Annotated in this window: 11 protein-coding genes; 7 read left to right on the forward strand and 4 right to left on the reverse strand. The window is 62.4% G+C overall.

All coding sequences use genetic code 11. The features are described from left to right. Nucleotides 1-203 precede the first annotated feature (203 nt). The 3 genes from C8D99_RS03470 to C8D99_RS03480 all read left to right on the forward strand — a co-directional run bounded on the left by C8D99_RS03470 (nt 204) and on the right by C8D99_RS03480 (nt 3,544). Nucleotides 204-1,217 (forward strand): 3-oxoacyl-ACP synthase III family protein, encoded by a 1,014-nt coding sequence (locus C8D99_RS03470; protein ID WP_133956427.1) that lies wholly within the window; start codon nt 204-206, stop codon nt 1,215-1,217. A 106-nt stretch (nt 1,218-1,323) separates the two neighbouring features. After that, a complete protein-coding gene (locus tag C8D99_RS03475; protein WP_208321071.1) occupies nt 1,324-2,463 on the forward strand; it encodes an iron-containing alcohol dehydrogenase in 1,140 nt (379 codons plus the stop codon). After that, nucleotides 2,453-3,544: an HD-GYP domain-containing protein gene (locus C8D99_RS03480; protein ID WP_133956431.1), complete on the forward strand. Its 1,092-nt coding sequence runs from the start codon at nt 2,453-2,455 to the stop codon at nt 3,542-3,544. The genes C8D99_RS03475 and C8D99_RS03480 overlap by 11 nt, the downstream gene beginning before the upstream one ends. Nucleotides 3,545-3,580: 36 nt before the next feature. On the opposite strand, the gene C8D99_RS03485 is transcribed toward C8D99_RS03480, so the two are convergent. The 4 genes from C8D99_RS03485 to C8D99_RS03500 form a co-directional block, all read right to left on the reverse strand. Beyond that, on the reverse strand, nt 3,581-3,889 hold the full coding sequence (locus C8D99_RS03485; protein WP_133956433.1) for an STAS domain-containing protein: 309 nt from the start codon (nt 3,887-3,889) through the stop codon (nt 3,581-3,583). A 45-nt stretch (nt 3,890-3,934) separates the two neighbouring features. Continuing rightward, complete coding sequence (locus tag C8D99_RS03490; RefSeq protein WP_133956435.1) at nt 3,935-6,070, reverse strand: methyl-accepting chemotaxis protein; 2,136 nt, start codon at nt 6,068-6,070, stop codon at nt 3,935-3,937. Between the two features lie 118 nt (nt 6,071-6,188). Then, nucleotides 6,189-6,614: an MOSC domain-containing protein gene (locus C8D99_RS03495; RefSeq protein WP_133956437.1), complete on the reverse strand. Its 426-nt coding sequence runs from the start codon at nt 6,612-6,614 to the stop codon at nt 6,189-6,191. A 129-nt stretch (nt 6,615-6,743) separates the two neighbouring features. Beyond that, nucleotides 6,744-8,078: a cytosine deaminase gene (locus C8D99_RS03500; protein ID WP_208321063.1), complete on the reverse strand. Its 1,335-nt coding sequence runs from the start codon at nt 8,076-8,078 to the stop codon at nt 6,744-6,746. Between the two features lie 348 nt (nt 8,079-8,426). Between C8D99_RS03500 and C8D99_RS03505 the strand changes: the two genes are divergently transcribed. The 4 genes from C8D99_RS03505 (at nt 8,427) to C8D99_RS03520 (ending at nt 13,053) form a co-directional block, all read left to right on the forward strand. Continuing rightward, the gene (locus C8D99_RS03505) at nt 8,427-9,392 is read left to right on the forward strand and encodes a BMP family protein (RefSeq protein ID WP_133956689.1); all 966 of its coding nucleotides are present in this window, start codon (nt 8,427-8,429) and stop codon (nt 9,390-9,392) included. Between the two features lie 93 nt (nt 9,393-9,485). Further along, nucleotides 9,486-11,060, forward strand: a complete 1,575-nt coding sequence (locus tag C8D99_RS03510; protein WP_208321064.1) for an ABC transporter ATP-binding protein — start codon at nt 9,486-9,488, stop codon at nt 11,058-11,060. Beyond that, nucleotides 11,051-12,109, forward strand: coding sequence for an ABC transporter permease (locus C8D99_RS03515; protein WP_208321065.1), 1,059 nt, complete (start codon nt 11,051-11,053; stop codon nt 12,107-12,109). The genes C8D99_RS03510 and C8D99_RS03515 overlap by 10 nt, the downstream gene beginning before the upstream one ends. Beyond that, nucleotides 12,109-13,053 carry an ABC transporter permease gene (locus C8D99_RS03520; RefSeq protein ID WP_133956439.1) on the forward strand — a complete coding sequence of 315 codons (945 nt, stop codon included), beginning with the start codon at nt 12,109-12,111 and terminating at the stop codon, nt 13,051-13,053. Before C8D99_RS03515 ends, C8D99_RS03520 begins: the two co-directional genes overlap by 1 nt. The last annotated feature ends 25 nt before the right edge of the window (nt 13,054-13,078 follow it).

The raw sequence follows: 13,078 nt of genomic DNA on the forward strand, positions 1-13,078 counted from the left end.
TGGTACACTCGGCACCACTCCCTTCAAAAATCCCGTCTACTTTATGCCACAGCTTCCTTCTTTGCAACACGATCCTGTTTCCTCAGTTTTTCCCGGCAGAGGGAATCACGCCGGGGCCCCTTGTCTCCCGGGGCTTGTCACCGGCCGGTGACAATGGGATAATTCTTCCGTAATTGAATCCGATTGTGGAGGATTATAGAGAGATGAAAGGATTTGGAGCGGCCATTTCGGCCATTTCGTACTACCTTCCGCCGAAAGTGGTGGACAACAGGGCCCTCGTGGAGGAGTTCGGCACGTGGACTGAAGATAAAATATACCAGAAAACCGGAATAAGGGAACGCCACGTGGTCGACGGGGAGCTGGTGTCGGACCTTGCGGCCAGGGCGGCGGAAAAGCTCTTCGAAGAACACGGCGTCGACCGGGATTCTATCGACTTCCTGCTGCTGTGCACCGAAAGCCCCGATTATTACCTTCCGGCCACAGCCTGCGTGGTGCAGGACCGTCTTGGCCTGAAAAAAACCACCGGGGCCCTGGACTACAACCTGGGATGCTCGGGCTTCATCTATGGCCTCGCCCTCTCGAAGGGGCTCATCGCCGCGGGCATAGCGTCGAGGGTCCTGCTCATCACCGCCGACACCCTGACCCGGACAATCAACCCGAAGGACAAGAGCACCCGGACCATCTTCGGCGACGCCGCGGCGGCCATCCTGGTGGAGGCCTCCGACACGGCCCGTATCGGCGATTTCGTCCTCGGCACCGACGGCTCAGGCATGGACAAGCTCATCATACCCGCCGGTGCATGGGCAGCCCCCCGCTCTCCCGAAACTGCCGCCGAACGGACAAACAAGTGGGGAAACACCAGGAGCGCGGAAAACCTGTACATGAACGGCCCGGAGGTACTCAACTTCACCCTGGCCACCGTGCCCGAAGCGGTCAGCCGGACACTGGAGGCTCATTCCCTGAAGCTCGAGGACGTGGACCTCTTTGTCTTCCACCAGGCCACGCTCCTCATCCTGGAGCACCTGAGGAAGGAAATCGGCATTCCTCCGGAGAAGTTCTTCATGAACATGGAGAACAAGGGCAACACGGTGAGCGCCACCATTCCCATGGCTCTGCGGGACGCCGCCGACGAGGGCAGGCTCCGCCCCGGGGACAGGGTCATGGCCGTGGGATTCGGCGTCGGGTATTCCTGGGGAGCGACTATCATACGATGGTAAGAACAGCACCTCTTGTATTCTGAAAAATGTGATAGACTGGGGGGCGGAACAGTCATGTTCCGCCCCTTTTTCGCTGCGCACAAGGAGCGTGGATACATTGAGCGGAATGGTACTCCGGAAGTTTGTCGCCCCTGAAATCATCTTCGGCAGAGGATCCCGCGCTCTCGCCGGCCGGTACGCCAGGAACCTCGGAGGCACGAAGATCCTCGTGGTCACCGACGACGGCGTGGCCGAAGCCGGGTGGCTCGATCCCCTCCTCGAAAGCCTCGAAGGCGAGGGCCTGGGCTGGGCGGTCTACCGCGACGTTCAGCCGAACCCCACCGAATCCATGGTCATGCGGGGAGCTCACATCTACACCTCGGAAGGCTGCGACCTCATCCTCACCCTCGGCGGAGGAAGCCCCATGGACTGCGCCAAGGCCATCGGTGCCGTCCACGCCAACGGGGGGAACGTGCTGGACTTTGTGGGGGTGGACAAAATCCCCGTCCCCTGCCCTCCGGTGGTCTGCATACCCACCACCGCAGGAAGCGCCGCGGACATCTCCCAGTTTTCCATCATCAAGAACGAAAAAACAGGCATCAAACACGCCATTGTCAGCAAGTCCATGGTCCCTGACGTGGCCCTGGTGGACCCGGACACGACCCTCACCATGGACGGCTTCCTCACCGCGTCCACGGGAATGGACGCCCTCACCCACGCCTTCGAGGCCTACGTGTCCCGGGCGCACTCGCCTCTTACGGACCTCCACGCACTCCAGTCCGTGGAGATGGTGCACACCTTTCTTCTCCGCGCCATGGGCGACCTCTCCAACCCGGAATACCGGACCGGGATGATGCTGGCGTCCCTCCATGCCGGCCTCGCCTTTTCCAACGCGAGTCTCGGCGTGGTCCACGCCCTCTCCCACAGTCTCGGCGGGCTCCTCGACCTTCCCCACGGAGAATGCAACTCCCTGCTCCTCCGTCACGGGGTGGAAGCCAACTTCGATGCCGTCCCCGAACGGTTTGCCTCCCTCCTCGAACGGTTCGGCGGCCCTGCGGAACCTCCCGGCGTCCTCCCCGGGCTGCTCGCCCGCCTTGATGACCTCAGGGAACGGGCAGGTCTTCCGGGAAGGCTCCGGGATCTCGGCCTGAGTGAGGATCTTCTTCCCGAAATAGCGGCGGCGGCTTGGGAGGACCCCTGCATGATCACGAACCCCCGTCCCATGTCCTCTTCCGACCTTGAGGGAATCCTGCGAAATGCCTACTGACCGGCGGACATCCGAGCAGGACGACCAGCTCCTGGCCCTCATGGGGCTCGGAGCCCAGTCGGGGAAGAAAAGCCACTACCCGGAGCTGAAGCGGCGGCTCGCCGAGCTTGAACGGGTCCAGGCACTGCTGGACAGGGCCCAGGACGCTATCTTCGTGGTCTCCCTTCCCGATGAAACCGTGGAGTACAGGAACGAATCCGCCCTTGGTCTCCGCGGCGGCTTCGGGCGGAGAGAACAGCGTCCCCTGGAGGACTTCCTCAAGGGACCCGACGGGAGAGGACTCACCATCAGGTCATGTTTTCCCGACCCCGGGGAGGGGGAGGACCGTATGATCCTTCCCCTGCTGACCGAGAAGGGCGTCCGGCGGTTCGAGGCTTCCTTCATGGCGGCGGAGACGGAAGGCCGCCTCTCCGGGGTACTCATCCTCAGGGACCAGGAGGACAGGATCCGCACGGAGGCCCGGCTCGCCGAATCCCTGCGGCAGGTGGAGCAGGCCCGGATGCGGACCGTCCATCTCACCGCCACCCTCGTGGAGATCAAGGACTCCTACACGGGCAAGAACCAGCGCCAGGCCGCGGGCCTCGCCCACGCCATCGGCACGGCTCTCGGAATGACGGGAGACCCCCTGGAAAACCTGGTAACGGCCACACTCCTCCACGACGTGGGGATGATGGCCATTCCCGCGGAAATTCTCTGCATTCCGGGACCTCTCCGTCCTGTGGACCGCCGGCTGATGCAGGAACACGCCTCCATAGGATGCGACATTCTGAAGAAACAGGGATTCCCGCCGGAGATCCACCTCACGGTGCTCCACCACCATGAACGCATGGACGGCAGCGGCTATCCGAAGGGCCTGAAGGGAGAGGAAATCCCTTTCGGGGCCCGGATCGCCGGCATTGCCGACGTGACGGAGGCCATGCTGAGCCACAGGCCCTACCGCCCCGCCTGGCCCCTGGAAAAGGTGCTGGAGGAACTCTCGGGAAAAAAAGGGGTCCTTTATGACCCGGAAGCGGCTGAAACCTGCATAAAACTGCTTGAAGGAGGGTACACCCTCGACGACGAGTGGTTTTACAAAAGGTAAAAAATTCCGGGGGCCCTTAAGGGCCCCCGGAACGCATTACTGGTGGGACACGTTGAACACGAGATCAAGGCGGGTGAGCCGGAACAGTTCCTCCACCATCCCCCGAAGGCCTGTGATGACCATCTTTCCGCCCTTCTGGAGGCATCTCTTGTGAATGGAGATCAGGACCCCCAGCCCGGAGCTGTCCACGTATTCCAGGCCCGAAAGGTCGATGGTCAGGTGGATTATCCCTTCTTCAAGAAGCCCTATGAGCTGCTCCCTCACGGACGCCGAATCCTCGACGTACATGCTGCCGCCCAGGCGTACCCGCGCCCCGGCGCCGCTTTTGCTAATATCCACTTTCATGGCGCATCCTCCTTCTCCATGGACAAACTTCGGAAAGCAAGCCAATTATACGACAGCGGGCTTATTTGACAAAACCCCGCCGTCCTTTTCAATTTTGAAGCGCTCCGTCATGCGCCGCATGTCCTCGGAGGTCTCGCTGACCTCCTGGGCGCTCGTGGCCACGGTCTCCATGGCAGCCGCCGTCTCCTCCATGGAGGCCGCGAGGGTCTGCACATGGTCGTCTGTGAGCTCCATGACGCTGGCGGTGGTGTCGATGAGGGAAATCACCTTGTCGGACTTGGCCACCTCCTCGTCGGTGGTGGAAATGATTTTCCTGATGTCCTCCACGGAACTCCTGATGGCTTTGCCGATCCGTTCCAGGGACTCCCCGGCCACATGGGCGATGGACACGCCTTCCTCGACGCCCTGCCGGCTTTTCTGCATGGACGCCACGGCGGACCTGGTCCCGTCGAGGATCCTGGCCACCAGTTCAGCTACCTCCCTGGCTCCCTGCTGGGACTGCTCCGCCAGTTTCCGGACCTCCTCGGCCACCACGGCGAACCCCCTGCCGGCCTCCCCTGCCCGGGCCGCCTCAATGGCGGCGTTGAGGGCGAGAAGGTTGGTCTGGTCGGCGAGGCCGGTGATGGTGTCTCCCACCACGCCGATCCGGGCGGAAAAGGTATCGAGCTGCGACAGAAGCTGTTCCGTTTCTTCCACGGAAAGCTTGATGTTCTCCATGCGCTCCACGGTCTGGGCCACGGTTTTCCGACCCTCCTCGGCCGCGCCTGACATCTCGCCGGAATTTTTGTCGGCGCTCGCCGCGAGGCTCTGGGCGATCTGGATGAGGCTGCTCATCTCGAGCATGACCTTGGAGGCCTCAACTGAGTTTTCCCGGCCCCTCCTGGTCTGCTCGGCCAGTTGGGCGTTGCCCTCGGCCACCTCGTTGGTGGTGCTGGTCACCTCTTCGGTGGAGGCCGCCGTCTCTTCGGAGAGGGCTGACAGGTGGATCGACTTTTCCTTCAGCTCCCGGACCATCTCCCGCTGCCCCCGGACCATGTCCGCCAGGGAGTCCGCCATGAGCCCCAGTTCGTCCCGCGAGACGATGTGAAAATCCTCCCGCTCGATGGACAGATCCCCTTCCTTCGCCATCCCGGCGAGGACGGTCACCCTGTTCAGGGGGCGGGTGAGGCTCCTGGTCATGGCGAAAGCGATGACTGCTCCGAGAATCACTGCGGCCACCGTAGACACGAGAATGACGGAAATGGTGGAAGCAAGGCTGGTCACGGCGTGATCGGCAATTTTCTGGGAATTCGCCGCCCCGGTCTGCACCACCTGGTCGGCGAGGGCAAGAATGGCCCTTCCCGTCTCGACCCTCCGGGCGTTGATTTCGTCGAGTCTTCTCCAGGCAGCCAGGATCTCCGCCATCACGGACCGGTAGTCCGCCCCGGCGTGTTCCACCGCCTCGAGCTGTTCGATATTCACCCGCTGGAAGGTCATGGCCTTCAGGCGCTCCAGAATCGATCCCATCTCATCGAAGTACCGCAGCCCCTCTTCCAGGAGCACGGGGTTCCTCTGGGCCTGCCCCCTGTAGTTGGCGACGCGGACCAGGTTCCCCAGGTCGATGACGGCGTTGCCGAGAACAATCTTCTGCAGCCGCTCCGAAAGTTCCGACGGCAGGGTGCTCTCGCCGAACTCCTTTTCGAGGGTCTGCTCCTGGGACTGAAGGTACCGCTCGGCGTTCTCGAAGAATGCTTTTTCGCCGTCAGTGGCCCTGCTCCTGAGGGCATTCATGGTCTCCACGGTCTTCTCGGTATCGTCCATGAGCTTCACGTACTCGTCCAGGCCTGCCAGGGCTTTGGCGGCGTCCGCCCTGAGAGTCACCAGGGCAGGGTACTTCTCAGCGAGGGCAGCCGCCTCCCCCAGGGCTGTCCGGGAACTTTCAGCGGCCCGGCGACCTGCTTCGAGGAAGGTCCGGTCGTAGGTGTAGCCATAGCCCCGTATTTCATACATGAGATCCTGAACGGTGCTCTGAACCCTGTTGGCCGCCACCATTTCCGGTACGTACTCGTCGGCGAGGGAACGGGCTTCACGGCTCACTTCCCCCATGTTGAGCCAGCTCAGCGCCCCCACCCCCGAAAATATGAGCAGCAGTACGCCGAAAGCAAGGGCAAGCTTCGCCCCAATCCTGAAGTTCCTGAACATTCTTCCACCTCTCTCCTCTTGAGAATAAGATCAAAAAAACATTCTTTCAGGGCGGCCATCCCGCCGCGGGGAACACGGCGCCCCGGCGTACGGGAAGAGACCCCGTTTTTTCCTGCGGTTACATCACCGTGACCGGATCTCCTCTTCTCACTTCTCCGCCCCTGCCCACCCGAAGAAAGTACCCCGCCGCGGGCAGAAGGCACCAGCCCCGGTAATCGTAGCTGTGGGGCTCCCCCGGTTTTTTGCCTTTCTCGATGACTTCCAGAAGCACAGAATCCCCCGCCTTGAGAACCGCTCCCACGGGCAGCTCTTCGGGGAGCCCTTCCACCACCAGGTTCTCAGCGAGGGATCCAGGTGGAAAGGCAAAACCGGCCTCTTCTTCCGCCTTCCGGATATCCTCGGCCCGAAGAAGGCTCACTTCCCGTTCCGTGACGCCTCTGTGGGAGTCCCCTTCGATACCGCCGGGAAAGAACCGGGCACGTTCCACTTCCGTCTTCGGCTGCTGCCGTTCCGTGCTCACGCAAATGGCCGTCACTGAAGCCATGATTCCCACACCCCCCGCTTGTTCGTTATAAAAAAGAACCAGTTCATAATACGATAGAATACAAAAAAAGGCGAGGCCCGGAGGCCCCGCACTTCACTTTCAGCAGGCATCGGCGGTGTACCGTGTTCTTCAGGCCATCCTCGGCAGAAGCACCGGATGGGCTTCCTCTTCCTCTCCGGCACCTCTGCAGGAGGCGGAAAAATCGACGTGCCGCTTCCTCCCGCCCCAGCTCAGAGTCCGCTGAGCCGGCACCGTTTCGGCGATCACAGAGCCGTTCCGTACCGACCAGAGACACTCGCTCTGGAGCCGTATGGCCTCGAACCGGTCCGGGGCGTCGAGGACCAGGAGGTTCGCGGGCTTCCCCTGCTCGATGCCGTAGCGCTCCTCCACGTTCATGGTCCGGGCGGAATTGACGGTGATCATGTCGAAGAGGCGGAATATCTGGTCGTACCCGCTCATGTGGGCCGTGTGGAGCAGCAGGTTGGCGGCGGCGAGCATGGATCCCTTTCCCATGGGGTACCATGGGTCCATGATGGAATCATGGCCGATGCAGACGTTCACCCCCGCCGCATCCAGTTCGTCCACCCGGGTGTGCCCCCTGCGCCGGGGATAGCCGTCTGTGCGGTTCTGGAGCACCGAGTTGTCGAAGGGAAGGGTGATGAAATTCATCTTCGCCCGCCGGAAAATGCCCATGAGCTTCAGGGCGTAGTCGTTGTTGTAATTATGCATGGCCGTGGTATGGCTCGCCGTCGTGCGGGGACCCATGCCGGAGGCGATGGCGCATTTTGCCATGACCTCTGCAAACCGGGACTGGTCGTCCCCCGTCTCGTCGCAGTGAATGTCCACGAGCCGGCCGTACTTTTCCGCCAGATCGAAGGCCAGCTCCACGGACCGGACGCCGTCCTCCCGGGTCAGCTCGTTGTGGGGAATGGCACCGACGCAGTCGCACCCCATCTCCACTGCGCGGCGAAGATTCCGTTCGCCGTCGGGTATGGTGTAGATGCCGTCCTGGGGAAAGGCCACCACCTGGATTTCGGCAACCTCCCGCATTTCGTCCTTCAGTTCCAGCAGGGCTTCCACGGTAACCAGGGACGGGTCGGTGGTGTCGGCGTGGGTCCGGATGAACTGCACGCCGTTGGCCGCCTCCCAGAGGACGGCTTCCCTGGCGTTCCGGAGAATCTCCTCTTTCGTGACGCCCGGCCGGCGCTCGCCCCAGATGGCAATGCCCTCGAGGAGGGTGCCCGAGGCGTTGTACCGGGGCGATCCCACTGTGAGGACCGCGTCGAGGTGGAGGTGGGGGTCCGCGAAAGGAGGAGTCACCAGCCTGCCGCCCGCGTCGATCTCCCGGACCGCGCCGCAGTCCAGCCGCCTTTCCACGGCGGCGAACATTCCCCCGCTGATGCCGATGTCCGCTATTTCTCCGTCTGCAAGCCGTGCCCGGCGAATAATCAGGTCCATGGCCATTTCCCCTCTCTCCTTTTAATGCTACCGGTTGCACATTTTAACACGAGGACTGCCCGGTGTCCATGGCTGACAAAAAATTCCGGAATTCTCGTTACATATCACCATTGACACGGGCTGAAGGCAACCGTTTAATGATGTGAATAGGCATTTTGCCGGTACATTTCTGATAAAATAAGATACTGCCCTTATCCTGCACCGGAACATACGGGGAGGTGAGCCGGAAAAGTCAGTCCACCGGGAAAGGGTGCGTCCGAACGGCAGTTTGGGGAAGCGTCCGCGGCATCTGCGGCCGCTGTTACCGAGACCAGGGAGGTGTATCTTTTGAGGAAAAGCGTATTGGCGTTGTTGATGATATTCGTCCTGCTCCTCGCCGGAACCGCTTCGGCGGAGGCCAAGGACTACAAGGACTTCAAGCTGGCCGCCGTCTTCCAGACGGCCATCGAGGAGCCCTGGGACGGGGCGATCCACCAGGCCTGTCTCCTGCTGCAGAAGGAACTGGGCTTCACCTATGAATTCACCGAAAAAGTGGGAGCTGCCGACTTTGAAAGGGTCCTCAGGGAATACGCCGAGAGAGGCTTCGACCTCATCGTGGGAGACGCCTTCCTCGCCGGAGAGGAACCTTCCCGCCGCATAGCGAAGGACTATCCCGAAGTCGCTTTCGCCTTCGGGTCCGAGTTCACCTTCCAGGAACCAAACTACTCCGTGTTCGACAACTGGATTCATGAACCCTCATACCTCTGCGGCATCATCGCGGGCCGCATGACTAAAACCAACACCCTCGGAATCGTCGCAGCCATCCCCATCGCGGAAGTCAACCGTCTCGTCCACGCCTTCAAACAGGGCGCCCTTTCGGTCAATCCGGCCGTCAAGGTGAAGGTCGCCTACATCGGGAGCTGGTTCGATCCCCCCAAGGCCAAGGAAGCCACCCTCGCCCAGATCGAGGCGGGAGCCGACCTTATTTTCGCCGAACGGTTCGGCGTGTTCGAGGCCGCCAAGGAGAAGGGCGTCCTCGCCTTCGGCAACATGATGGACCAGCACGCCCTCGCGCCCGAGGTGGTCATCACCGGACCGGTGTGGAATATGGAACCCACCGTCCGCCACTCCATCGACGCCGTGAGAAACAAGGAATGGAAGGCCGAAGACCTGAGAGAATGGTCCATGATGGCCCGGGGCGGCGCATATCTCGCTCCCTTCCACGAGTTCCAGCAGAAGCTTCCTCCCGAAGTGATCAAGGAAGTCCGGGAGCTGGAAGCGAAGATCATGAACGGCCAGTTCACCGTGCCCGTCGTCGAGACCGAGCTCAAGACGGACTGATTGCCGCTCCGGGGGCGGGCCCTCCTGCCCGCCCCTTTCGTCTTTATCCATCATTCTCAATGTATTCGCAGCTACCCGAAAGGGGTGGATACCATGCCCGCTGACAGGCTTGCCATGAGCGCCGGACCCGGGGAAGTGCCGGCCTCCGGGCACACCGACCCTCCCTGCGTCGTGGAAATGCTCTCCATTACCAAGACATTCCTCGACGTCACGGCGAACAGGGACGTGAACTTTTCGCTCAGGGAAGGGGAAATCTGCGCTCTTCTCGGCGAGAACGGCGCAGGGAAGACCACGCTCATGAACATTCTCTTCGGCTATTACGCCGCCGACAGCGGAGAAATCCGCATCGGGGGCGAGAAAGTCTCCTTTTCGTCCCCCAGGGACGCCATCGCCTGCCGCATCGGCATGGTCCACCAGCACTTCACCCTGGTGCCGTCCCAGACCGTGCTTGAAAACGTGGTGGTGGGAAGCGGCGGAGGGAGATTCTTCCTCGATCTTTCCGGGGCGAGAAAAAAACTGCTCGCCCTTCAGGACCGCTTCGGACTCCACGTGGACCCCGACGCCCCGGTGTGGACCCTCCCCATCGGCGGACAGCAGAAGGTGGAGATCCTGAAGGCCCTCTACAGGGACGCCCGCATCCTGATCCTCGACGAACCCACGGCGGTGCTCGCACCCCTGGAAACCAGGGAGCTTTTCGCGACCCTCCGCACCCTCGCAGCGGAGGGCTGCTCCATCATCTTCATCTCCCACAAGCTCTACGAGGTCATGGAGATCGCCGACCGGGTGGTGGTGCTCACAAAGGGAGTCCTCACCGCCGAAAGGAAGGTCTCCGAGACCACCGAGAGGGAGCTGGCCAGCCTCATGGTGGGCCGGGAACTCGCGGAGAAGAAGCGTCCCCCCCGGGGAACCCCGGGAAGCCCCCTTCTGGTCGTCCGGGGGCTGACGGTGAAGAACGACAGGAATCTCGAGGCAGTGAACGATCTCTCCCTGGACATCCGCTCAGGAGAGATCCTGGGCATGGCCGGCGTTTCCGGCAACGGGCAGAGAGAGCTCGCGGAAGCCCTGTTCGGCCTGCGCAAACCCGTGTCGGGCACCATCTCCGTGGACGGCGGAACCCTTCCCCCGGGCAGGCCGAAAGCCTCGGTGAACAGCGGCATGGGGAGGATTCCCGAGGACAGGATGACCACCGGTCTCCTCCTTGAGCTTTCCGTGGAGGAAAACCTCGTCCTGGAGAACCACGGCGAATTCCGCTCCATGGGCATGCTGGACCACGGCGCCATAGGGCGGCACGCCGACCGGCTCATCTCCGAGTTCAGCATCAGGACCGACGGCAGGGCGGCAAAAGCCCGGACCCTTTCGGGAGGAAACCTCCAGAAGATCATCCTGGCAAGGGAACTTTCCGCGTCGCCGAAAGTGGTGGTGGCTGCCCAGCCCACCAGGGGGCTCGACGTGGGCGCCATCGAATACGTCCACTGGCGGATCCTGGATGCCAGGGCAAGCGGCGCAGCCATTCTTCTCATCTCCGAGGATCTCGACGAAATATTCCAGCTCAGCGACCGGATCGCCGTCATGTTCGAAGGCCGCATCATGGGCATCGCCGACGGCGGCTCAGCGTCCAGGGAGCGGATCGGACTCTGGATGAGCGGGGTGAACGAACCATGCGCATGATCATAACGAAACGGGCCCCCCTTCCAGGATGGATCCAGGTACTCGTCCCCGTGGGAGCCATTCTGGCGACCCTCGTCCTTTCGGCCGTTCCCATCCTCATCGCCGGAGGGGACCTCTGGCTCTCCTACACGTCTCTCTTCAGGGGAGCCCTGGGCACCCGGTACAACTTTCTCGAAACCTGCGTGAAGGCCGCTCCCCTGACCTTCACCGGCCTGGCCGTGGCCTTCGCCTTCCGGGCGAAATTCTGGAACATCGGCGCGGAAGGGCAGCTTCTCGCCGGGGCCATCGCGGCCACATGGGTTGGCATCAGCGCCCCGGCCCTTCCGAAAGCCGCCGTGCTGATCCTCGTCTGCGCTGCGGGCTTTCTCGCAGGCGGCCTCTGGGCCACCGTCCCGGCCCTTCTGAAGACGAAGTACAGGGTGGATGACGTGGTCACCACCCTCCTTCTGAACTACGTCATGTGGCACATCATGGGATACCTGCTCTTCGGCCCCCTCCAGATGCCGAACTCGAGCTGGCCCAGGTCGCCCGCCATAGCGGAGCTGGCCCGGTTCCCCGTGCTCCTGGTCCGCTCCCGGTTCCACCTCGGCATCGTGCTTGCGGTCGCTGCCGTCCTCATTGTCTGGTTCATCAACTCGAAGACCGTCTTCGGATACCAGTCCCGGGCGGTGGGGGTCAACCCCAGGGCGGCGGCTTTCGGAGGCATTGACGTCAACTCAGTGATCATCCGCACCGCCGTCCTTTCCGGCGGGCTCGCGGGAATGGCGGGAGTGGGGGAGGTGGCCGCCATTCACTTCCATCTCCTCATGGACATATCGCCCGGCTTCGGGTACTCGGGCATCGTCATCGCCATGCTGGGAAGGCTCCATCCCCTGGGAACGGCCCTCGCGGCCTTCTTCTTCAGCGTCATAATCGTCGGGGCCCAGTCCATGAGCAGGCTCACCGGCGTCCCGACCTACATCGCCGAGGTGATCCAGGGCATGGCCCTCATCGTGATGCTCATCGCCCTCCTCCTCACCGAATACCGCATAAAGGCGGTGAAAGACTGATGGAACAGGTACTCACCCTCACCTTCATCACCGGCCTCCTCGCCGCCATGATGCGCATGGCCACCCCCATCATCTTCGGCACCCTGGGGGAAATTCTCAGCGAGCGGGCAGGCGTCCTGAACCTCGGCATCGAGGGGATCATGCTCATGGGCGCCATGACGGGCTTCCTCACCACCCTCAGCACCGGCTCCCTCTGGCTCGGCGTGGCCGCGGCGGCACTGATCGGCGCTCTCCTTGCCCTTTTCATGGCCTTCCTGGCGGTCTACCTCGGGCTCTCCCAGCATGTCTCCGGCCTCGGCATCACCCTGTTCTCCACCGGGCTGGCCATGTTCATCTACCGGCTCAGCGTGGGATCTCCGGTGAATCCTCCCACGGTACGGCCCTTCACCCAGATGGCCATTCCGTTCCTGTCGGAGCTGCCCGTGGTGGGCCCCGCATTTTTCACCCAGTACACCCTGGTCTACTGGGCGTTTCTTCTCATCCCGGCCCTCTGGATTCTTCTCTACAGGACCACCTGGGGTCTCGCCATCCGCACGGTGGGTGAAAACCCCCTCGCGGCCGATACAGTGGGCATCAACGTCAACCTCGTCCGGACCCTCTGCCTGGCGGCCGGGGGGGCCCTCATGGGCATCGGAGGCGCCTTCCTCACCCTCGCCCACCAGAACATGTTCCTCATCGACGTGGTGGGAGGCAGGGGATGGATCAGCATCGCCATGGTCATCTTCGGCAACTGGGATCCCGTCCGTGGAGCGGCGGGAGCCCTCATCTTCGGCTTCCTCGACGCCCTGCAGCTCCGCCTCCAGGGACTGGGATTCAACATTCCCTTCCACCTGTTCCTTCTCATCCCCTACCTGATGACGGTCGTCGCCCTTGTCAGCGTGTCGCGGAGGGCCGCGGCCCCGGCAGGTCTCCTGAAGCCCTACCGGCGGGAAGAAAAAGGCTAGAGACTTTCTCCCCGGGGAGAAAGAG

The sequence above is a fragment of the Aminivibrio pyruvatiphilus genome (assembly GCF_004366815.1).
In the GTDB taxonomy this organism is placed as follows: domain Bacteria; phylum Synergistota; class Synergistia; order Synergistales; family Aminobacteriaceae; genus Aminivibrio; species Aminivibrio pyruvatiphilus.